The 19823-nt window shown below is 73.7% G+C and carries 21 protein-coding genes and 1 pseudogene; 11 read left to right on the top strand and 11 right to left on the bottom strand.

Features of this window, described 5'->3' with window-relative positions; translation table 11 throughout:
- Positions 1-16 precede the first annotated feature (16 nt).
- Positions 17-1210, top strand: a complete 1194-nt coding sequence (locus ACSTA4_RS15245; RefSeq protein WP_444959843.1) for an FUSC family protein — start codon at positions 17-19, stop codon at positions 1208-1210.
- Between the two features lie 65 nt (positions 1211-1275).
- Here ACSTA4_RS15245 and ACSTA4_RS15240 read toward each other — a convergent pair whose 3' ends face one another.
- Positions 1276-2754, bottom strand: coding sequence for an MFS transporter (locus ACSTA4_RS15240; RefSeq protein ID WP_444959842.1), 1479 nt, complete (start codon positions 2752-2754; stop codon positions 1276-1278).
- A gap of 379 nt (positions 2755-3133) precedes the next feature.
- Here ACSTA4_RS15240 and ACSTA4_RS15235 point away from each other — a divergent pair, with 379 nt between their 5' ends.
- Positions 3134-3889 (top strand): SAM-dependent methyltransferase, encoded by a 756-nt coding sequence (locus ACSTA4_RS15235; protein ID WP_444959841.1) that lies wholly within the window; start codon positions 3134-3136, stop codon positions 3887-3889.
- A 54-nt stretch (positions 3890-3943) separates the two neighbouring features.
- On the opposite strand, the gene ACSTA4_RS15230 is transcribed toward ACSTA4_RS15235, so the two are convergent.
- Complete coding sequence (locus ACSTA4_RS15230) at positions 3944-4426, bottom strand: VOC family protein (protein ID WP_444959840.1); 483 nt, start codon at positions 4424-4426, stop codon at positions 3944-3946.
- Positions 4427-4710: 284 nt separating this feature from the next.
- On the opposite strand from ACSTA4_RS15230, the gene ACSTA4_RS15225 reads away from it, so the two are divergent.
- Together ACSTA4_RS15225 and ACSTA4_RS15220 are read left to right on the top strand one after the other, a co-directional pair.
- On the top strand, positions 4711-5508 hold the full coding sequence (locus tag ACSTA4_RS15225; RefSeq protein WP_444959839.1) for a methyltransferase domain-containing protein: 798 nt from the start codon (positions 4711-4713) through the stop codon (positions 5506-5508).
- 160 nt (positions 5509-5668) lie between these two features.
- The gene (locus ACSTA4_RS15220) at positions 5669-6076 is read left to right on the top strand and encodes a MarR family winged helix-turn-helix transcriptional regulator (protein WP_274977993.1); all 408 of its coding nucleotides are present in this window, start codon (positions 5669-5671) and stop codon (positions 6074-6076) included.
- Positions 6077-6106: 30 nt separating this feature from the next.
- Here ACSTA4_RS15220 and ACSTA4_RS15215 read toward each other — a convergent pair whose 3' ends face one another.
- Positions 6107-6679 (bottom strand): GNAT family N-acetyltransferase, encoded by a 573-nt coding sequence (locus ACSTA4_RS15215; RefSeq protein ID WP_444959838.1) that lies wholly within the window; start codon positions 6677-6679, stop codon positions 6107-6109.
- Positions 6680-6936: 257 nt separating this feature from the next.
- Here ACSTA4_RS15215 and ACSTA4_RS15210 point away from each other — a divergent pair, with 257 nt between their 5' ends.
- Positions 6937-7389, top strand: a complete 453-nt coding sequence (locus ACSTA4_RS15210; protein ID WP_444959837.1) for an iron chaperone — start codon at positions 6937-6939, stop codon at positions 7387-7389.
- Positions 7390-7484: 95 nt separating this feature from the next.
- Here the strand turns inward: ACSTA4_RS15210 and ACSTA4_RS15205 are convergent, their stop codons facing one another.
- Complete coding sequence (locus ACSTA4_RS15205) at positions 7485-10271, bottom strand: ATP-binding protein (RefSeq protein WP_444959836.1); 2787 nt, start codon at positions 10269-10271, stop codon at positions 7485-7487.
- 136 nt (positions 10272-10407) lie between these two features.
- On the opposite strand from ACSTA4_RS15205, the gene ACSTA4_RS15200 reads away from it, so the two are divergent.
- Positions 10408-10905, top strand: coding sequence for a pyridoxamine 5'-phosphate oxidase family protein (locus ACSTA4_RS15200; protein WP_444959835.1), 498 nt, complete (start codon positions 10408-10410; stop codon positions 10903-10905).
- 28 nt (positions 10906-10933) lie between these two features.
- Here ACSTA4_RS15200 and ACSTA4_RS15195 read toward each other — a convergent pair.
- Positions 10934-11110: pseudogene (locus tag ACSTA4_RS15195) on the bottom strand (helix-turn-helix domain-containing protein); the annotation flags it as partial.
- Positions 11111-11229: 119 nt separating this feature from the next.
- Between ACSTA4_RS15195 and ACSTA4_RS15190 the strand changes: the two are divergent.
- Entirely contained in the window at positions 11230-11421 is a 192-nt protein-coding gene (locus ACSTA4_RS15190; RefSeq protein WP_248770460.1) for a hypothetical protein, read from the top strand.
- Positions 11422-11524: 103 nt separating this feature from the next.
- Here the strand turns inward: ACSTA4_RS15190 and ACSTA4_RS15185 are convergent, their stop codons facing one another.
- Positions 11525-12154 carry a TetR/AcrR family transcriptional regulator gene (locus ACSTA4_RS15185; RefSeq protein ID WP_444959834.1) on the bottom strand — a complete coding sequence of 210 codons (630 nt, stop codon included), beginning with the start codon at positions 12152-12154 and terminating at the stop codon, positions 11525-11527.
- A 72-nt stretch (positions 12155-12226) separates the two neighbouring features.
- Here ACSTA4_RS15185 and ACSTA4_RS15180 point away from each other — a divergent pair, with 72 nt between their 5' ends.
- Both ACSTA4_RS15180 and ACSTA4_RS15175 read left to right on the top strand, forming a co-directional pair.
- Positions 12227-12952, top strand: a complete 726-nt coding sequence (locus ACSTA4_RS15180) for a GAP family protein (RefSeq protein WP_444959833.1) — start codon at positions 12227-12229, stop codon at positions 12950-12952.
- 109 nt (positions 12953-13061) lie between these two features.
- The gene (locus ACSTA4_RS15175; RefSeq protein ID WP_444959832.1) at positions 13062-13784 is read left to right on the top strand and encodes a sensor domain-containing protein; all 723 of its coding nucleotides are present in this window, start codon (positions 13062-13064) and stop codon (positions 13782-13784) included.
- Between the two features lie 105 nt (positions 13785-13889).
- On the opposite strand, the gene ACSTA4_RS15170 is transcribed toward ACSTA4_RS15175, so the two are convergent.
- Positions 13890-14753: a LysR family transcriptional regulator gene (locus tag ACSTA4_RS15170; protein WP_444959831.1), complete on the bottom strand. Its 864-nt coding sequence runs from the start codon at positions 14751-14753 to the stop codon at positions 13890-13892.
- A 68-nt stretch (positions 14754-14821) separates the two neighbouring features.
- Here ACSTA4_RS15170 and ACSTA4_RS15165 point away from each other — a divergent pair, with 68 nt between their 5' ends.
- Complete coding sequence (locus tag ACSTA4_RS15165; RefSeq protein ID WP_444959830.1) at positions 14822-15805, top strand: EamA family transporter; 984 nt, start codon at positions 14822-14824, stop codon at positions 15803-15805.
- Here ACSTA4_RS15165 and ACSTA4_RS15160 read toward each other — a convergent pair.
- Entirely contained in the window at positions 15802-16746 is a 945-nt protein-coding gene (locus ACSTA4_RS15160) for a hypothetical protein (RefSeq protein WP_444959829.1), read from the bottom strand. The genes ACSTA4_RS15165 and ACSTA4_RS15160 overlap by 4 nt on opposite strands.
- 253 nt (positions 16747-16999) lie before the next feature.
- Positions 17000-17185, bottom strand: coding sequence for a hypothetical protein (locus ACSTA4_RS15155; RefSeq protein WP_444959828.1), 186 nt, complete (start codon positions 17183-17185; stop codon positions 17000-17002).
- Positions 17186-17284: 99 nt separating this feature from the next.
- Here ACSTA4_RS15155 and ACSTA4_RS15150 point away from each other — a divergent pair, with 99 nt between their 5' ends.
- Positions 17285-17947: an RNA-guided endonuclease InsQ/TnpB family protein gene (locus tag ACSTA4_RS15150; RefSeq protein ID WP_444959827.1), complete on the top strand. Its 663-nt coding sequence runs from the start codon at positions 17285-17287 to the stop codon at positions 17945-17947.
- A 131-nt stretch (positions 17948-18078) separates the two neighbouring features.
- On the opposite strand, the gene ACSTA4_RS15145 is transcribed toward ACSTA4_RS15150, so the two are convergent.
- Together ACSTA4_RS15145 and ACSTA4_RS15140 are read right to left on the bottom strand one after the other, a co-directional pair.
- Complete coding sequence (locus ACSTA4_RS15145; protein WP_444959826.1) at positions 18079-18573, bottom strand: hypothetical protein; 495 nt, start codon at positions 18571-18573, stop codon at positions 18079-18081.
- A 148-nt stretch (positions 18574-18721) separates the two neighbouring features.
- On the bottom strand, positions 18722-19678 hold the full coding sequence (locus tag ACSTA4_RS15140; RefSeq protein ID WP_082768409.1) for a tyrosine-type recombinase/integrase: 957 nt from the start codon (positions 19676-19678) through the stop codon (positions 18722-18724).
- Between the last annotated feature and the right edge of the window lie 145 nt (positions 19679-19823).

Here is a 19823-nt window from a genome sequence, read left to right as displayed (position 1 = left end):
GGGCGCGGACGGAGCCGTGGCCCGCGCACGCGCGTGGGTGAGCCGTGCGGTGGGCTCGGACGGGCACGAACGGCACACGGCGCTGTCTATCGGCAAGAGCGCCCTGGCCGCCTCGTTGGCGTGGTTCGTCGCACAGCACCTGATCCAGGCCAGCTCCCCGGCCTTCGCCCCCTTCACCGCGGTCCTGATGATGCAGGTCACCGTCTACCAGTCGGTGGTCCAGTCGCTGCGCTACGTGGGCGCGGTGGCGCTGGGGATCACGGTGCAGGCCGTCCTGGGCTTCGCCGCGGGCCCGGACATGCTGACCTTCGTCGTGGTCACGCTCATCGCCCTGATCATCGGCCGGTGGAGGCCCCTGGGCAGCCAGGGCTCCCAGGTGGTCACGGCCGCGTTCTTCGCCTTCTCCACCTTCCTGACCTCGCAGGGCTACACCGGGCGCCTGGTGGACCTCTCCCAAATCCTGTTGCTGGTGCTCATCGGCTGCGCCATCGGCACCGCGGTCAACGTCCTCGTGCTGCCGCCCATGCGCTTTCGCAGCGCGGAGTACGCCATCCGCTCCCTCGCGCACTCCGAGTGCGACCTGATCGGGGACATCCGGCGCGGGATGGAACGGGGGGAACTGACCGAGGACGAGGCCGAGAACTGGCGGCGGCGGGCCAACCGGCTCGCGTCGACCGTCCAGCAGACGCGTTCGGCGGTGGACACCGCCTGGGAGAGCGTCTACCTCAACCCGGCCAGGCTCCTGCGCAGACACCGCCACCACGTCGCCTTCGAGGGCTACCAGCAGCTCGTCGACGCCCTGGAGCGCACCACCCACCAGCTGGGCTCCCTGGCCCGCAGCATCCACCTGTGGAGCCGTGACGAGGAGCGCTCCGTCCACCAGGACTTCCTGCGCCTGTACGGGGACTTCCTCGCCTCGGTCGCCGAGATCACCCGCGAGCTCAGCGGGTTGGACCAGGACCGGCTCGACCCCCAGGCCCGGAGGCTGTGCCGGCTCGCGGAGCAGGCCCGGGAGCGCCACGACGACCTCGTGCGGGCCAAGGAGAGCGAGGACTCCCCGCCCTTCGACGACCTCCGGCTGCCCTACGGTGTGCTCCTGATCGAGGCGCAGCGGCTCATGGACGAGTTCCAGTACAGCTGCGACGTGATCCTGAGCTACGTGGACCGCCCCGGCCCCGCGGACGGGTCCGGCGGCGCCCGCCACATCTGACCGCAGCCGTGCCCCCTTCCGGGGCCGCCTGTCACGCGGCGGCCCCGGAAGGGCGGTGGCGCCGGTCAGGCGCGGCCGGACCGCCAGGCGGACAGGGCCACACCGGCGGCTGCCAGCAGGACGCCGACGGTCGCCCAGAAGAAGGCGGTGCGGTAGCCCTCCACGGAGGCGGCGACGTCGCCGGACGCCCCCGCGGCGACCGCCGCGCCGACGAGGACGGCCATGCCGGTGGCCCCGCCGAGCTGGTCGACCGAGCGCTGGACGCCGGAGGCGACCCCCGCGTCGGCCTCGGTCACCCCGTGCAGGGCGGCGTTCTGCAGGGCGATCAGGCCGACGCCCATGCCGACACCGACCAGGAGCATGCCGGGCATGGCGTCGGTCCACAGACCGCCGTCCACCGGCAGCCGCGACAGCCACGCGGTTCCGGCCGCGGCCGACAGCAGGCCCGCGATCGCCGCCCCGGACAGGCCCAGGGCTCCGATGATCCGGCCGACCACGGTCGCCGAGACCAGGATCGCCGCGCAGAACGGCACGTACGCCAGCCCCGCCTGCATGGGGCTCATCCCCAGCACGTGCTGGAGGTAGAGCGTCACCAGCAGGAAGGAGGTCGACAGCGCCGCGCTGAGCAGCACCGTCGCCCCGTTGGCGACCAGCCTGGTGCGGTCGGCGAAGAAGGACAGCGGCACCAGCGGGTTGCGCGACCTGGCCTCGACCAGGACGAACAGCCCCATCGCCGCGGCGCCCGCGAGCACGGGGACGTACACCCGCGGCTCCGTCCACGGGTGCTCCGCCGCCTGGAGCACACCATGCACCAGGGCCAGCGGACCGGCCGTCAGCAGCAGCCCGCCCAGCACGTCGGGACGGCGCCGCACGGCGCCGGTCTCGGCGGTCGGGGCGGCCGGGGCCTGGGCCTTCGACGCCGCGCCGCGGACGCGGTCGGGCGCGACCAGCAGCGGGACCGCCACCAGGACCACGGCGACCACGGGCAGGTTGACCAGGAAGATCCACCGCCAGTGCAGCAGCTCGGTGATCACGCCGGACAGCAGCACCCCGCCCACCAGGCCGGAGCTGGAGATGGCGCCCCAGACGCCGAGGGCCCTGGCGCGCTCCTGGGGGTCGGGGAAGAGCATCGCGATCAGCGACATCGCCGCCGGGGAGGCCAGCGCCTCACCGGCCCCCTGCCCGAAGCGGGCGGCCAGGAGCCAGGGCAGGTCCGGCGCCGCGCCCGCGACGAGCGAGGCCGCGCCGAACAGGGCGGCGCCCAGGAGCAGCATGCGCCGCCGCCCCAGCAGGTCGCACACGCGCCCGCCGAGCAGCAGCAGGCCGCCGCCGACCAGCGTGTAACCGGCGACGACCCAGGTCAGGCCCTGCGGACCGGCGTCCAGGTCGGCGCCGATGGAGGGCAGGGCGATGTTGACGACCGTGACGTCCACGGCGATGAGGAACTGGAGCATCGACACCGCCGCGAGCGCCCACCAGCGGCGGGCAGCGGTGAGGTGCTCCCGGCGGCCTGAGCGCGCGTCGGGAGTTCGGAAGGAGTTCATGATGGCCGATCGGGTCGGACCCGCGTCGAGGCGGGCCGGGAAACGGAAGGGAAGCCGTTCCGCCCGCGCGGTACGCCAAGCAGGCCCCGCCCGCCCCCCAGGGACGGCACGCGGCGCGCGGCGGGCGCGGACGCCCGCCTAGTCCGTGACTGCGACTGCCATCATGCGCGGCAGTCTAGACCCTGCCGCCGGGTCGACGCACCGGAAATACCCGGCCGCCCCGCGGGCCGACCCGGACCGGAGCGCTCGACACGCCTTCCCGTCACGGGGCTCCCCCGGCCCGGGCTCCGGCGCGCCGACCGGAGCCTTCCATGGGGAGGGCGGCTCCGCGCCCCGGAAACGGGTGGACGGGCGGCGGCTCCCCCGCCAGGGTGTTCGGATGACCACACCGCCCGTGCCTCCCCTGTACCGCGACGCCGACTTCAACGGCCCGCTCTCCGACGCCCGCGCCGCCGGACTCATCCGCGACCTGGGCCGCCTGGAGGGCAGACGGATCGTGGACATCGGCTGCGGCTGGGCCGAACTGCTGCTGCGCGCCCTGGAGAGCGAGCCGACCGCCACCGGGTTCGGCATCGACCTCGATGAGGAGGCCGTGGAGCGCGGGCGCGCCAACGCCGTGGCCCGGGGCCTCGCCGACCGCGTCGAACTCGCGGTCGGGGACGCGGGCGCCTGGTCCGGCACGCATGCGGACGTGGTGGTCAACAACGGCGCCAGCCACGTGTGGGGCGGCGACCCGGTGACGCACACCGTCAACGCCCTGGAGGCGGTCGCCGACCTGCTCCGGCCCGGCGGCCGGTTCCTGTTCGGTGAGTGCTTCTGGCTGCGCGAGCCGACGCCCGCGGAGCTGGAGGCCATGACCGACATCCCGCGCGCCCAGTACCGGTCTCTGCCCGACCTGGTGGACCTCGCCCTCTCCCACGGCTTCCGGCTGCGGGCGCTGTCGCAGGCCACCCTGGAGGAATGGGACGACTTCGAGTCCCGGCACTCCCGGGGGTGGGAGGAATGGCTGGAGCGCAACCCCGTCTCCCCCGACGCCGACGAGGTCCGGGCCAGGGCGGACCGGCACCGGAACTTCTGGCTGCGCGGCACCCGGGAGACGATCGGCTTCGCCTACCTGTCTCTTGCCCGGGTCTGATCCCGGACGCGGCCGTCCGCGCCGCCGTCTCCCGGCGCGGACGGCCGCCGAGGGTCAGGCCGCGTCCGCGGCCCGCCGGATCTCGGGCAGGTCGATCCGGCCCATCTTGAGCATGGCCCGCATGGCGCGTCCGGCCCGGCCGGGGTCGGGATCGGCCAGCAGGTCGTCCAGCTCAGCCGGGAAGACCTGCCAGGAGAAGCCGAAGCGGTCCCTGAGCCAGCCGCACTGGCCCTCCTCGCCCCCCTCGCTGAGCCTGGCCCAGTAGTGGTCGGACTCCTCCTGGCTGTCGCAGATCACCTGGAGGGAGACCGCCTCGGAGAAGGTGAACTCCGGGCCCCCGTTGAGCGCGGTGATCTGCTGGCCGTCGATCTCGAAGTCCACGGTCAGCACCATGTCGGCGGGCCGGGGCCCCTCGGGTCCGAAGTGCCGGACCCGCAGGATGCGCGAGTTGTCGAACAGGCCCACGTAGAAGCGGGCCGCCTCCTCGGCGCGGGTGTCGAACCACAGGCAGGGGGTGATCTTGTTGAGCCGTGTCATGGTCTGGTCCTCTCGGTGTGCGGCGCGGCCCTGCGCGCGTCCGCCCTACCCGTGATGACGCCTCCGGGCGGCGGAACTCATCGGCCCGGGCGGGGTTTTTCCCAGGAGTTTCGCCCCTCTCGCCCGTTCCGTGGCCGGTCGCCTCCACGGCCCGGGGAGGAGCCCCTCCGAACAGGGCACCCCCTTCTTTGTCTCATATAACGAGAATGGAATCTCATTTACAGAGATGTCGGTGTAGGGTCCGAGGTGTTCGCTCCCGCCCGCGACCCACGAGAGGGCGTTCGATGACGCGCTACACCCACGGCCAGCACCCCACGGTCACCGACTCCTACCGCTGGCGCGACGCGGAGAACTCCGCCGCCTACGCCCTGGACCGGATGGTCCCCGGCTGCTCGCTGCTGGACGTGGGCTGCGGCCCGGGCAGCATCACCGCCGACCTCGCCCGCAGGGTCGCCCCGGGGAGGGTCACCGCCGTGGACGCCTCGGCCCAGGCCGTCGAACTGGCCCGCGCCAGCGCGCGGGAGGCCGGGGCCGACAACATCGAGTTCCGGGTCGGCGACGTCCACGACCTGGACCTGCCCGACGACTCCTTCGACGTCGTCCACGCCCACCAGGTCCTCCAGCACGTGGCCGACCCGGTCCGGGCCCTGGCGGAGATGCGCCGCGTGGCCAGGCCGGGCGGGGTCGTGGCCGCCTGCGACAGCGACTACTCCGCTATGTACTGGTACCCGCGCCTGCCCGAACTGGACGCGTGGATGGACCTGTACCAGCGCGTGGCGCGCGCCAACGGCGGCGAGCCCGACGCGGGGCGGCGCATGGCCTCCTGGGCCCGTGAGGCCGGGTTCGAGGACGTCACCTACGTGGCCGAGGTGTGGAACCACTCCTCCCCCGAGCGCCGCGCCTGGTGGGGCGGCATGTGGTCCCGGCGCATCCTGGAGTCGGACATGGGCCGCCAGGCGGTCGCGGAGGGCCACGCCACCCGCGAGGAGCTGGAACGCGTCTCGGCGGGCTGGACGGCCTGGAGCCGGGACCCCGACGGGGTGTTCGTGATCCCGCGCGGCGCGATCCTGTGCCGGGCCTGACCCGACACGGGGACTCCGCGGCCCGGGGGCGCGCCGCCCGCCGCGTCAGGACCCCCGCGCCGACACCGCCGCCGGTCGTTGGCGGTGCGCGGTGCGGCGATCTATCTTCGACGTGTCTCGGAGAGTGGACGCCCGCGCAGTCCCCGCTGGAAGGAGCACCATGTCCGACCTGCCGATCGGCTACTGGCTCAAGCACCTGGACCGGCTCATCGAGAACGACCTGGACCGGACCCTGGCCGCGGAGTCGCTGGGGCGCCGCCACTGGCAGGTGCTCAACTCCCTGCACACCGAACCGGGCACGATCGCCGACCTGGACCGCAGGCTCGCCGCGTTCCTGGACGAGGACGAGTACAGCGTCACCCCGGTGGTCGAGGAGCTGCGTCGGCGCGGCTGGGTGGAGGGCCTGGTCTCCCTGAACCTCAGCGCGGCGGGAGAGGCCGCGCACGAGGCCCTCTTCGCCAGGGTCGACGAGGCCCGCCGCCGTATCTCACGGGGGATCAGCGCCGAGGAGTACCGCACCGCGGTCGACGTGCTGGAGCGGATGTCGGCCAACCTCGAACAGGGCTGACACGGCCGGGCCCCGGACCGGCCGCCCAGGTCAGGGGGCGGGCAGTTCCCGGGTGAGCTCGACGAAGGCCAGATCCGCGCGCTTGGGCAGACCGAAAGTCGCGTCACCGTAGGGGAAGGGTTCGGTCTTGCCGGTGTTGGTGTAGCCGCGCCGCTCGTACCAGGCGATCAGCTCCGGGCGCTGCTTGAGCACCTTCATCCGCATCAGGCGGCAGCCCCACTCGCGCACCGCGGTCTCCTCCGCCTCGGCCAGGACCCGCTTGCCCAGGCCCCCGCCCTGGATGCCGGGCCGTACCGAGAACATGCCGAAGTAGGCGCCGTTGACGCCGCGCTGGAGCTCGCAGCAGGCCACGATCCGCCCCTGGGCCTCGGCGACCAGCACGATCGTGTTGGTGCGCGACAGCAGCTCGGCCATGCCCCCGGCGTCCACGCGCTGGCCGTCGAGCAGGTCGGCCTCGGTGGTCCAGCCCTGTTTGGAGGAGTCGCCGCGGTAGCAGGAGTTGACCAGCTCGACGAGCGCGGGGACGTCATCGGTGACGGCGGTCCTGTAGACCAGGTCGGTCCAGGGCCCCGAAGCCGTCTCACTGCTAGTGGTCACACGCATCTCCCCCGTTGGTTCCGGCCGCTGGCACCCCCAGTATCGGCCACCGGACATAGCGAAGAACACGGACCCCTGGGACAAGAGGGACTCAAGGGGCGTCCGGAATCCGGCGCCGCGTGAGTACGGGGCCCGCGGTCCGTGGTGGTTTCCGTGGTCAGCACGGAGGCGCCGCGCACCCCCGCCGGGAGAGGCTGTGGACACGAAGGCCGGCACGGCCGCACGCACCGGGCCGACCGCGGCCCGCAACCGAGGGAGTAGGCATGACCAGCACCGCCAAGGGCACGTACGAGGGGTTCTCGGCCGAGGAGCGGGCCGCGATGAAGGACCACGCCCGGGAGCAGAAGAAGGCGGCGCGCCGCGCCTCGCGCGCGGAGAAGGCGGCGGAGGCGGAGCGCGACGTGCTCGCGAAGATCGCCGGGATGCGGGACTCGGACCGGGCCATGGCCGAGCGCGTCCACGCCGTCGTCACGGCCAACGCCCCGGCCCTCGCGCCGAAGCTCTGGTACGGGATGCCCGCCTACGCGCTGGACGGCAAGGTCGTCTGCCACTTCCAGAGCGCGGCCAAGTTCGGGACGCGCTACGCGACGCTCGGGTTCAGCGACCTGGCCCGGCTGGACGAGGACACGATGTGGGCGACCGGTTTCGCCCTGACCGAGGTGACGGACGAGACGGAGGCACGCATCGCCGAGCTGGTGAGGCGTGCGGTGAGCTGAGGCGCGGCCACCGGTCTCCCGCCGTCACCGGCTGCCGGGCGCTCACCGGGTCCGTGTGGTCACCGGCCCCGTCCGGTCACCGGTCTCCCGCGTGCTCACCGGCCGGGCGCGAGGCCGAGGTCGGTGAGCGCGGCCCCGCCCGCGGCGGCGTGCTCACCCCCGGCGAGCACCAGCGTGCGCGCCGCCTGGTAGCGGCAACCGGCCGCGTCGAACGCCGCGGCGGCGGCGAGCTGCCCCGCCCGGTCGCCGTCGAGCAGCGCCTCCGCACGGTCCACCTGGGCGCTGGCGACCGGGTTTCCGGTGACCACGGCCCGGGCGGAGGCGATCCGCTCCCGGGCCTTCGGGTGCCCGGCGAGCACCGCCGTCTCCGCCCTGAGCGCCGTGTACCAGTGGAGCCAGACCCAGCACACCCACTTCCACACCCGGTCCGGCTCCGGTTCGACGCGTTCCAGGGCGGACTCCGCGTCCCCGTGGTGGAGCAGGACCATGGTGTCGAAGACCGCGCCGTAGCCCAGGCGGTGGTCAGCCTCGGACCCGGCCCGGTCGACGATCGCGAGCCAGGCAGCCCGTGCGCCGTGGTCGCCGCGCAGGCCGTGGACCATCGCGACCGACGCGGCGGCCGGTCCCAGGGAGCGCGTCCGCGGTCGGCCGTTCTGCTCCCACGCGTCGAGGAACCTCGTGCTGCCGGTGAGGACCCCGTCGGCGTCGCCGCTGAACGCGTCCGCCACCAGGAGCCAGGACGTGGCGCTGTGGCCCGCCTCGGCCAGCAGCGGGTGGTCGGCGAGCTGCCTGCCCCACCGCCGGGCCTCCGGCAGCCGGCCCACGCCGAGGGAGGTTCCGGCGGCCATGGCGAGGGCGTCCATCAGCTCGTGCGTGGTGGCGGGGGTGGGCGGTCGCGAGGCCAGGATGTCGACCCTGCGCCGGGAGGCGGCCGCACCGGCGAAGGCGTTCCCGGCCCAGCTCTGGGCGCCCGAGAGCGCGTCCAGGGCGGCGGACTCGGCCACCGGGTCCCCCGCGCCGCGGGCGAGCGCGACCGCCCGTTCGGCGCTCCGGACCGTCTCCTCGGCGGAGTTGTCGGGGTCCCCCTGGACCGCGCCGAACGCGTCCGCGACCACCGCCGCCTCGGCCAGCGCGACGGCGGCCCGGGCGGCCGGAGCGTCGCCGGACAGCTCCCGGGCCCGCGCGAGCATGTCCGTCACCTCCTCCGCCGGGGGAAGCCGCGTGAACGAGCTGGAGAACCGGTACGCGACGGTGGCGGCGGCCGCCAGGTCGCGACCGGAGCCCGCGGTGTCCCCGGCCCGGCGGGCGGCGTGCGCGGCGGCGCGGTGCAGGCGGTACATGTCGTCGTCGAGGCCGCGGCAACCGGCCACGGCGGCGGCCTGGCGCAGCGCGTCGGCGACGGCGCCGGTGTCGGCGAGCCGCGCCGCCTGTTCGAACCGCTGCTGGGCCTCGCCGAGCAGGGTGCGGGTGAAGGACAGCTCGGCCACGGCGCAGGCGAGGCGGTGGGCCTCGGCACGCTGTTCGGGTTGGTCGCAGGCCCAGGTGAGGGCGGCCCGCATGTCCTCCGCCGCGGCGTCGAACCGGGCGCGCCAGTCCGCGCCCGCGGTCGCGGTGAGGTCCGCCGCACCGGCCAGGCACCAGTCCAGGTGCCGGGAGCGGACACCGGTCAGCTCGCCGGTGTCGGCGAGCCGCTCCGCCCCGTACTGGCGGATGGTCTCCAGCGCGTGGTAGCGGGTGCCGGTCGCGGACGGTGTCACGGAGAGCAGGCTGTGCTCGGCGAGTCGGCCGAGCCCGTCGACGACCGCGGCCGGGTCCAGCGGGGCGAACCCGGCGACCCCGGCGGCGGCCTCGGGGGTGAACGGCGCGACGAACACCGACACCCGGCGCAGCAGGGCCCGGTCCCGGGGCTCCAGCAGGTCGTGGCTCCAGTCCAGCACCGCCCGCACCGACCGGTGCCTGTCGTCGGCCCGGGACCCGCCGGTGAGGACCCGAAGCTGGTCGGAGAGTCCGGCGGCGAGGCCGTCCAGTCCCAGCGTCGAGCACCGCGCCGCGGCCAGTTCGATGGCCAGCGCCATGCCACCGAGCCGTTCGCAGACGGCCACGACCTCCTCGCTCGCGGCGGGCCCCTGCGGCCAGCCGCCCACGGCCGCCCGGTCCATGAACAGGGCCACCGCGTCCGACTCCTCGCCGCCGTCCCGCGACAGCGGAGGGAGCGGGAGGACCCGCTCGAAGGGCACCATCAGCCGGGCCCGGCTCGTCACGAGCACCCGCAGCCGCGGGCAGGCGGCCAGCAGCCGCTCCAGGAAGGGCGTCACCCCGTCGCGCACGTGTTCGCAGTTGTCCAGCACCAGCAGGGCCCGGCGGTCCGCCAGCGCGGCCAGGATCGTGTCGTCGACGCCGCTTCCGGGCTGCTCGCCCACGCCCACGGCCGCCGCTACCGCGGCCCCCACACGGCCCGGCTCGGTAACCGGGACCAGGTCGACGAACCACACCCCGTCGGCGAACTCGTCGGCCACGTCCGCCGCCACCGCCAGCGACAGGCGCGTCTTGCCCACCCCGCCCGGCCCGACCACGGTCACCAGCCGGTGCGTCGTCACCGCCCCGGCCAGTTCCCCGCGTTCGCGGACCCGGCCGACGAACGACGTCAGCGGTGCGGGCAGGACAGGCGCCGAGCGCTCGCGCTCGGCGCGGGCGGACGCGGTCGCGTGCCGGGCGAGCGCCCGCCGGTCCGGCAGCGCGAGTTTGCGCAGGAGCGAGGAGACGTGCGACTCGACGGTGCGCACCGACAGGACCAGGCGCGCGGCGATCTCCGCGTTGCTGAGGTGCTCTCCGAGCAGGGCGAGTACTTCGGCTTCCCGAGCCGAGACCACTGGACTGGACACCGACTCATTATGGGTGGTGCTTTCCGTGGCCGGTACGGAGGCGGTCCGCGCCCCGGCCGGGGAGGCTGGGACCACGGCGATCGGACCCGGCCGAACCCGCCGGGCCGACCGCGAACCACGACCACGGGGAGTGACCGTGACCAGCTCTCACGCGCAGGAGACCACGACGGCGCCGCGTCCGGTGGACGACCGCCCCCGCTCCGGCGCCCGGCGCCGCCGCGACACCGAGGAGCGCCTCGTCCGCGACGTCGACGTCTGGGTGGCCAGCGCCTCGGAGGACGGCGTGCCCCATCTGGTGCCGCTGTCCTTCGACTGGGACGGCGAGTCGCTGTTGATGGCCACCGCGGCGGACAGCCCCACCGGCAGGAACCTGGCCGCCACCCGCACCGTCCGGCTGGGGCTGGGCGGCACCCGCGACGTGACCATGATCGAGGGCCGGGTCGAGGTCCTCGGGATGGACGCGCTGACGCGGGAGCGGGGCGACCGGTTCGCCGAGAGGACGGGCTTCGACCCGCGCGCGCTGGCCGCGCCCTACCTCTGGTTCCGCGTCACGCCGCGCCGCGTCCAGGCCTGGCGCGAGGTGGACGAGATGTCCGGACGGGAGCTGATGCGCGACGGCCGCTGGCTGGTCTGACGCTCCGGTCCAGACGGTGCGCCCGGGGTGAGGTGTGGGAGTAACCCACCCGCTCCCGGCGCTGCTGCCAGGCGGCGCTGCGTTCGGCCAAAGCACGGTTGTAGACCAGGCGCACACACCCGAACGTGCGCGACAGCTCAGCCGCCTGCGCATCACTCGGGTAGAAGCGGTACCGAAACGCCCGCTTCACACTCTTGCCGGTCATGGCACACACCGTAGCGACCGCCCCGCGATCGCGTGAGCCGAATCCAACAGAAAGCGACAGGAAGGAGAGGGCGTTTCCTCCCCGCCCTGAAGGACGGGGTATCCACGCCCAACAAACAGATGAGCGTTCTCGACGTGCTTCTGGCGGTGGTGGTCATCGGTGTCGTCGGTGTGGTCCCGCTGGTCGTCTGTGTCATCTCCATCGTGAACGACTTCCGCTACGGCGACAGCCGGTCGGACGGCGGCCGCAGGGGCGGCGGCGACGGCGGGTCCGGTGGGGGTGGTGACGGCGGCGGTGGAGGGGGCTGTTGAGACCCTCCTTCGGCCGGGGTGAGCGGCGAGGACCCCTCGGAGGGTTCCACCGGGCGTCGCCGCCCGGCCGTCCGCGCTCCCGTCTCCGCCGGGCACCGGCCGCTCAGGCGTCCTGGCGGAGCCGCCATGCCTCCTCGGTGCGGGCCAGGAAGGCGCGCAGCTCCCGCCGCGCCCCCTCGGGGCCCTTCATGCCCGGGGTGACCATCAGCTGGAGGGCGAGCCCGTCCACCTGGGTGTGCAGGTAGCCGGACCACTCCTCGACCCACGGGTCGGGGTGGGGCTGGAAGGGGTCCTCCACCGGCTGCTGGGTGAGGGCGGCGATCAGGAGCCGGTAGAGCCTGCGCTGGCTGTTCCAGCGCTGCTCCCGGTCTCGGTCGTACTCCCCCAGCAGCCCGGCGGCCTCCCAGGCTCGGTACTCCGCGCGGCGGGTCGCGTCCAGGGGCAGGAGCTGTTCGGCGTACTCGGCCATGCGGTCCAGGAACGGGGTGTCGGGGTCCTGGGCGCCGTTCAGGGCCGTCACGCGCGCGGTGACGCGCTCCTCGGACAGGTTCATGGCGAAGACGAGCAGGTCCTCGCGGGTCTGGAAGTAGTGGCGCAGGGCTCCGGGGGACCAGCCCGCCTCTGCGGCCACGGAGCGGATGGACACGGCGGCCGGGCCGGACTCGGCGATGACCCGCCACAGGGCTTCGGCCAGTTCCCGGCGGCGCTGTTCGTGGTCGACGATCTTGGGCACCTCCCCTTTCTAACACACTTGTGTTATTTTATTTGGCACAGGCGTATGAAAACGAGAGCGGGGGAGATCCCGATGCCGTCCCTGGAAGTGCTGTTGCCGGTCGCCGGACTGGCGCTGCTGGACACCCTGAGCCCCGCCACCATCGGGGTCTCGCTGTACGTGTTACTCAGCGGGGCGCGGTCGGTGGCCCGCCCCCTGTTCGTCTACCTGGCCACCGTCGCCGCCTTCTACTTCGCCCTGGGCTGCGCGCTCATGCTCGGCCTCGGCTTCGCGTTCGAGGCCCTGGACGACCTCGCCGACAGCCCCGTCCTGGGCTGGGTGATGGTGGTGCTGGGCGGGGGCATGCTCGCCTACGCCCTGTTCATGCCGAGCGGACCGCGCCGGCAGCGCAGGCCCGCCTCGCTGCGCACCGGCGCGATGGTCGCGCTGGGCCTGGCCACCGGCCTGCTGGAGGGCGGCACCGCGCTGCCCTACTTCGGCGCCATCGGCATCATGACCACCGCCGGGCTCTCCGCCGCGGCCTGGGTGCCGCTGCTCGCCGCCTACAACGTCGTCATGGTGCTCCCGCCGATCCTGCTCTACCTGGCCTACCGCGCCTTCGGCGAGCGGCTGCGGCCCCGGATGGAGCGCTGGCGGGCCAAGGTCGAGTCCGGCTCCCGGGAGGCCCTGGGCTGGATCATCGGCATCGTCGGCTTCCTGGTCCTGCGGCACGGGCTGTGGCTCGCGGGGGTCTTCGACGGGATCGTCAGCCTCGGGCCCGTCACCTTGGAGGCCGCCGCCCTGCTGGGCGGTCTGTGACCGAAGGGCCCGAACGCGGCGGCGCCAACGCGGGGTGGAGCCAGCACCACCCCCGGTCCGCACCCGTACCGCCCTGACTCCGGGCCCGGCCGGGCGTAACTTCGGGGCCATGGACACGACCCGCAACCCCGTCGCCCGGCTCCTGGCCGACACCCGCCACATCCTCCTGGGCCTGCCGTTGGCCCTCATCGCCTTCGTGGTCGTCCTGACGGTCCTGGCCGCCGGGGCGGGCACCGCCGTCGTCATGGCGGGCCTGTTCCTGATGACGGGCGCCCTGTACGCCGCACGCGGGTTCGCCCACGTCGAACGCGTGCGCCTGGCCGACCTGGGCCGCCGACCGGTGACGCGCCGCCCCTACCGCTCCCCCGCTCCCGGAGCCGGTCCCCTGCGCCGGGCCCTGACGCCGCTGGCCTGCCCGCAGAGCTGGCTGGACGCCCTGCACGCACTGGTGCTGCTGCCCGTGGCCGTGGTCGGCTTCTGCCTCACCGCCACCTGGTGGGCGGGCGCCCTGGCCGGGCTGCTCCAGCCGCTGTGGGGCTGGTCGCTGTACACCATCCCCGGCTACACCGACGTGGGCACCTACCTGGCGCCCGAGTACCCGGTGCTGGCGACCACGGTGGCGCACATGCTCGCCGGAGTGCTGTTCGCCCTCACCCTGCCCCTGGTGGCGCGCGCCTGCGCCCACACACAGGCCACGCTCGGCCGCGCCCTGCTGCTGGCTCCCGAGGACCCCCACGTGGGCGTGTACACCGCGGCGCCGCACCAGGAGGGGACCGCGCGGGCCGCACGGCAGCACCGGCAGGACACCGCGCCCATGGTCGCGGGCGTGTGAGGACCGCTGCCCGGCGCACCCCCGCCGCTCGCCCTGTGGGTAGGGCGGCGGCGCCGTCAACGGCCACCGCACGCGACACCGTCCGGTGCCGCGTGACCGTGCCGTTCAGGGCCGCCTCCGCTCCCCGTACAGCTCCGAGAGCAGTGCCACGGCCGCGAAGGTGGCCGGGTGCGGGTCGTGGCGCCGCCAGAGCACCCGGACCGGGACGCGCGGGGCATCGCCCACCAGGCGGAATGCGATGCCGTCGCGCCGGTACTGGGTCACGGTGCTCTCCGCGGTGATCCCGACGCTGCGCCCGGTCGCGATCCCGGCCAGCCAGTCGTCGATGTCGTTGACGTGCTCCAGGGCCGGACGCGCCCGCTCGGGCCACAGTTCGGCGGTGGTGGTGCCCGTGCGGCGGTCGATGAGCACGTGGCGGTCGGCGATCTCAGCCAGGCGGATGGAGCGGCGCCGGGCCCAGGGGTCGTCGGAGGCCATCGCACAGTAACGGCGCTCCCAGCCGACCAGGGCGCTGTCGAAGCGGCGTTCGTCGAAGGCGGCGCGGACCACGGCCAGGTCGCACAGTCCCTCCGCCAGCCCGCCGGTGGGCGAGTTGGTCCGTACCAGGTGCAGGTCCACGTCGGGGTGGCGGGCAGCCCAGAGCCGCTGGAACTCGGCGGTGTGGCGGCCCACGGCGGACCACGCGTGCCCCAGGCGCAGGCGGCTGTGCCCGGTGCTGGCCTCGCGCACCAGGTTGTCGGCCTCGGCCAGCACCGCGCGCGCCCGGGACAGGACCTGCACGCCCGCCGTGGTGGGGGCCACGTCGCGGCTGGTGCGGTGCAGCAGCCGCACGCCCAGGAAGCGTTCCAGGGCGGCGAGGTTGCGTGAGACGGCCGCCTGGGAGGTGCCCAGTTCGAGGGCGGCGTCGGTGAAGCTCCCGCTGTCGACGATGGCGACCAGGCAGCGCAGGTGACGCAGCTCCATATCCATACGCACAGCGTATAGACGGCCTTCCGCATGCATTTTGCGTATGCGCCGCCGGACCGCATCCTCGTCTCATGCAAACCTCGACGGGAACGGAGCGGCGGACGGCCGCGTCCGGAGTGGACCCGGGCGCCCGCGGGCGTCTGGCCGGGACGCTGGTGATGCTGTGCGGCGGGATGTCCAACCAACTGGGCGCATCCACGGCCGCGCTGGCCTTTCCGGTGATCGGCCCGGCCGGTGTGGTGGCCGTGCGCCAGTGGGTCGCGGGACTGGTGCTGATGTCACTGGGACGCCCCCGGCTGCGTTCCCTGACCTGGCCGCAGTGGTGGCCGGTGCTGTCCATGGCCGTGGTCTTCGCGACCATGAACCTGACCCTGTACCTCGCCGTTGACCGGATCGGCCTGGGCCTGGCCGTGACCTTGGAGTTCCTCGGCCCCCTGGCCGTGGCGCTGGCCTCCTCCCGCCGGTGGGTGGATCTGGGATGCGCCCTGGCGGCGGGAGGCGCGGTGGCGGTGCTGATGCGCCCGCAGCCCAGCAGCGACCACCTGGGCATGGCGCTGGCCCTGGTGGCCGCCGCCTGCTGGGCCGGTTACATCCTGCTCAACCGTACGGTGGGGCGGCGGGTGGCGGGCATCGAGGGCTCGGCCGCGGCCGCCGGGGTCTCCGCGCTGCTCTTCGTGCCGGTCGGGGCATGGGTGCTGGCGCACCACCCGCCCACGCCCGCGGCCCTGGCCTGTGCCGCGGCGGCGGGGGTGTTGTCCTCGACCGTCCCGTTCCTGGGGGACCTGTTCGCCCTGCGCCGGGTCCCGGCCCGCTTCTTCGGCCTGTTCATGAGCGTGCACCCGGTGATGGCCGCCCTGGCGGGGCTGGTGGTGCTGGGCCAGGAGTTGGACGGTCTGGACTGGGCGGCGATCGGGGCGGTGGTGGCCGCCAACGCCGTCAGTGCCTTGACCGCGGGGCGCGCGAGGAGGTCCCTCCACCGGCACAGTCGTCCGGCGGGGGCCGGGCAGCCGCGCCGCTCGGGGCGGGACGGCTCGCGGAATCGCCCGCCCGGCTAGAGCGAACCCGACAGCAGGAACATGAGGCCGACGAACGTTCCGATGATGACGAAGCCCAGGCCGACGACGACCATGACCGCACCGGGCCCGCACCCCCACGTGTGGGCTTCGGGCACGGAGAAGCGCGCCGGGGCCCTGAGGTCGTACCTGACCCGCGCGCTCTGTCCCGCGACGGGGCGGTAGGAGGTGCTGGAGCGGCGGTAGCGCCGGTGCACCTCGCGCCCGTCACCGGCCGAGAAGTGCACGGTGAACGGGTGGGTGTACACGCGACGGCGGTTCACCGTCGCCCTGCTGGCCTCACGCCAGGAGTCGGTGACGGTTCCGTCGGCCTCACCGGTGTAGCCCCGGCCGCCCGCGCGGTCGCGCACCGCGGACACGGTCGCGGAGAGGAGCATGCCGAGGCCGACGACGGTGAACAGGAACGGCAGGTACCGGAGGAGGACACCGCCGTCCCCGCCGGACAGGGCCAGCGCGGCGATGACGGCGGTGAAGGCGGGCACGGCGAGCATCGTCAGGACCGCGGCGGCGATCGCCTTCGCGCCGCCGGGGCGCCGTCCGGGGCGGACCGGGTAGTGCTCGGCCGACGGGCCGGGCAGGGCGGCGCTCTCCACCCGGACGAGCCGCGGGTCGTCGGCCGAATGAAGGAGTTCGACCGGGGTGCCCTCGTGGATGAGGTATCCGCCCAGCCCCGAGGTGTCGACCGCCTCCCGCTCCCGGCCGTCGGCGTCGCGGAAGGCCACGGTGACGGTGTGGCCGTTGGGGCTCCGGGTGAGGGGGTGCACCGATGTGACGACTCCCCGCGCGCGCACGCCGGTCCGGTCCAGAAGGCGGGCGTCGCGCCGGACCCGCAGCGCCGCTGACAGGTCCTTGAAGCCGGAGTGGACCGAGTACACGGAGAAGAGGGCCAGGAGGAGGAGCGCGAGGAGTCCTTGGGGGTCCACCGGGCCGTTCTACCAGAGCGCCGACGGCCTGAGAAGGGGTGTACAGGGCCCGGATCCGGCCACCGGGGCCGCCGGTGCACGGGTGTCGGCCGCGGGTGCCCCGCTTCCCCGTGCGGCGGCCTCCGGGCGGCGCGGTGGGAGGTGGAGGTGAGGCGCGACCCGTCGGGTTCCGCGGGGCGGAGGTCGACGGCACGCGGTGGAGGCCGATGCCTGCGACGACGACCCCCTGCTCCGACAGTCGGGTGGTCGTCCCTCACAGCAGCGCCGCGACCTGCTCGGCGGCCCTGCGGCCGTCGTCCAGGCCGATCCGGGCGGCGCGGGGACGCAGTCGCGGGTCGAGGAGTTCTCCGGAGACTTCGGTGAAGTCCGGGCCGTCGGTGATCCTGACGATGCGCAGACCCTGTCGTTCGAGCTCGTCGAGTTCCGCGTCTTCGGCCACGTTGGCGAGTGCTCCCGCTCTGGGGCCGATGAAGACGATGGCGTCGAGGTCCTTCTCCTCGGCCAGTGCGGCGGCGCTGGGGAGGCCGATTCCGACCTCGTGCGGCGCGGCAACAGCTTCTACCTGTGCGCCACCTGCGAGGTTCCCGAGGCCGACGAGTACACCCCCGAAGGTTTCGTGGGTGTGGACCTCGGTATCGCGAACATCGCCACCACCAGCGACGGCACCGTTCACTCGGGCAAGCAGGTCAACCAGGTCCGCCACCGCAATCGCCACCTCAGGCGCCGTCTCCAGAAGAAGGGAACCAAGTCCGCCAAGCGTGTCCTGCGCCGCCTCTCGGGCCGCGAGGCGCGGTTCGCGGCCGATACCAACCACCGCATCGCCAAGCAGATCGTGACCGAGGCTCAACGCACCTCACGGGGTGTCGCCCTGGAAGACCTGGGCGGCATCCGCAAGAGGGTACGGCTACGCAAGCCCCAGCGGGTCACGCTGCACTCCTGGTCCTTCGCTCAACTGGGCGCTTACATCGCCTACAAGGCGAAACGGGTCGGAGTGCCGGTGGTGTACGTGGACCCGGCCTACACCTCCCAGGGGTGTAGCGCGTGTGGCCACGTCGACAAGAGGAACCGGCCGAGCCAGGCCACTTTCCGATGCACGTCGTGCGGTTTCGCTGGGCACGCCGATGTGAACGCGGCCCGCAACATCTCCTCCAGGGGTGTGGCGGGCTGGGCAGTGAGTCACGCTGCCGACGACGCGGCCTGAAGTACACCTGCCAGGTGTGTGGAAGAGCTGCAAGCTCGGTCCTTCAGGACCGAGAAGCTGACGTCCGTCTCCTTGCGTGGGCGGGGTGTCGGCCGAGGGTGTGTGCTCCCCACGTGCCGACCGCCGGGGGTCTAGGAGGCTGTTCCGGTCCCGGCGTCGAAGGGGACGCCGGTGAGCTGTTCGCTCGTCGTCCACAGCCGCCCGGCCTCATCGGTGTCGTCCGCTCCCGTGGGAAGCCTGGCGGGCTTGGGGGTGCCGGAGGTCTGGTCGCGGCCGGCCGGGCCGATGAACTGCCCGGAGCTGACGTGCGTACTGGTCGCCGCGTACAGGAGGGGCCAGGCGGCACCGTCCGCCGATCCCATGAGCAGGCGCGCGGCGACCGGGGTGACGATGCGGCTCAGCGTTCCGGTGCCGTGCTGCTGGAGTCCGGTCATCGCCGATCCCGGGTGGACGGCGAGTGCCGCGAGGGGGCTGCGTGCGGTCCGGCGGGCGAGTTCGAGGGTGTAGACGATGTTGGCGCGCTTGGACTTCGCGTAGGCGCCCATGGCGCGGTAGCCCTTCTCGCTCATCAGGTCGTCGAGTCCGCCCATCCGCCACCGTGCGGCGATGGCGCTGACCGTGACCACGCGCGGCGCGGGGGAACGCAGTAGGGGGGCGACCGGAATACGTGACGAAGCGGCAACAGAGCTTATGTCCCCTGGTGAGGCTCCTCCACCGGCACGCCGTCCGGCTGGCCGTCGACGACGGTGAGAAGGGCACGACGTTGATCGCTGTTCAGCGGCGTGGAGCGCGCCGGTTGTACGGGTCGTGTTCGGCGGTGATCCGGGCAGCGGTCTCCTCGCCCAGGCGCACGTACTTGCCCAGGGTGGCCAGGTGGGCGTGGCGTGATTTGGCCTGGAGTTCGGGGGCGCTGCGGCCTTCGGCGGCCAGGTGCTTGAGGGCGGAGTGGCGCAGTTGGTGCAGCGTCCACCCCTGCCCGTGCGGGTCGTACTTCTTCGAGGCCTGCTTGAACAGGTACTCCGCGCGCGGGTAGGACAGCCGTCCCCGGCCGGTGGTGGGGTCGACGTCGGCCAGGGCGCGGGCTCGGGCGCCGGCGGTCGGGGAGCGGCGGTTGGAGCAGAACACCGGGCCTGTGGTGCGCCCGTTCAACAGCCGGGGCAGCAGGCGGGCGGTGGGGGTGGCCCAGTGCACGTACTCGATCGCACCGCCCTTGGAGCGAACCCGGGCCCGGCGCATGGCCATGTCCAGGTCACCCACGTCCAGGGTGAGGATCTCCTCAGCGCGGGCCGCGGTCTCGTACAGCATCCGCCACAGCACCTTCTCGCGCAGCCTCACGTCCGGGTCGGTGAACAGGGCTTCCAGCCGGGCGGCGGGGACGGACTTGTCACCGCGGCGGGGCTCCTTGCGCCGCTCCAACAGATGGGTGGGGTCGGTGGTGAGCCACTCCCGGCGCGCGCAGTAGGAGGCGAAGGAGCGCAGGGCGGCCAGGTGCTTGTTCCACGTGGCCGGGGCCGCGCTCTCCCAGCGGGCCAGGGCGGCGGCCGCCGCGTCGGGGGTGAAGGCAACCTCGACCGGCGCGGAGGGTCCGCACACGGCCGCCTGCTCCAGGGCAACAAGGGTCTGGGCGTAGGCGCGGCGGGTGTGCGGCTGGCCGCGGAACCGGTCCAGGAACTCGGCGCTCGCCTGGGCGAGGGTGAGGGCGCCGGGGCGGGGCAGGGGGTGGACGGTCACAACACCTCCCGGCTGGTGTGACAGAGAATGTTACGGAGTCACCTGCGGCCGGCGAACACCTCGACGCAGGCCGCGCGGGGCACACCCGGATCCGTGTGACAGAGAATATTTGATTCTCTGTCACACGGCTTGTCGGTGTCAGCGA

Source organism: Nocardiopsis sp. M1B1 (genome assembly GCF_052466615.1).
Note: the sequence above shows the minus strand (reverse complement) of the source record. Positions and strands in the feature narration are given on the sequence as shown.

Bases quoted from the DNA above. Each gene is read 5' to 3' on its own strand.
- ACSTA4_RS15240 (WP_444959842.1), bottom strand. From the start codon at position 2,754: ATGAACTCCTTCCGAACTCCCGACGCGCGCTCAGGCCGCCGGGAGCAC.
- ACSTA4_RS15235 (WP_444959841.1), top strand. From the start codon at position 3,134: ATGACCACACCGCCCGTGCCTCCCCTGTACCGCGACGCCGACTTCAAC.
- ACSTA4_RS15230 (WP_444959840.1), bottom strand. From the start codon at position 4,426: ATGACACGGCTCAACAAGATCACCCCCTGCCTGTGGTTCGACACCCGC.
- ACSTA4_RS15225 (WP_444959839.1), top strand. From the start codon at position 4,711: ATGACGCGCTACACCCACGGCCAGCACCCCACGGTCACCGACTCCTAC.
- ACSTA4_RS15220 (WP_274977993.1), top strand. From the start codon at position 5,669: ATGTCCGACCTGCCGATCGGCTACTGGCTCAAGCACCTGGACCGGCTC.
- ACSTA4_RS15215 (WP_444959838.1), bottom strand. From the start codon at position 6,679: ATGCGTGTGACCACTAGCAGTGAGACGGCTTCGGGGCCCTGGACCGAC.
- ACSTA4_RS15210 (WP_444959837.1), top strand. From the start codon at position 6,937: ATGACCAGCACCGCCAAGGGCACGTACGAGGGGTTCTCGGCCGAGGAG.
- ACSTA4_RS15190 (WP_248770460.1), top strand. From the start codon at position 11,230: ATGAGCGTTCTCGACGTGCTTCTGGCGGTGGTGGTCATCGGTGTCGTC.
- ACSTA4_RS15180 (WP_444959833.1), top strand. From the start codon at position 12,227: ATGCCGTCCCTGGAAGTGCTGTTGCCGGTCGCCGGACTGGCGCTGCTG.
- ACSTA4_RS15175 (WP_444959832.1), top strand. From the start codon at position 13,062: ATGGACACGACCCGCAACCCCGTCGCCCGGCTCCTGGCCGACACCCGC.
- ACSTA4_RS15170 (WP_444959831.1), bottom strand. From the start codon at position 14,753: ATGGATATGGAGCTGCGTCACCTGCGCTGCCTGGTCGCCATCGTCGAC.
- ACSTA4_RS15165 (WP_444959830.1), top strand. From the start codon at position 14,822: ATGCAAACCTCGACGGGAACGGAGCGGCGGACGGCCGCGTCCGGAGTG.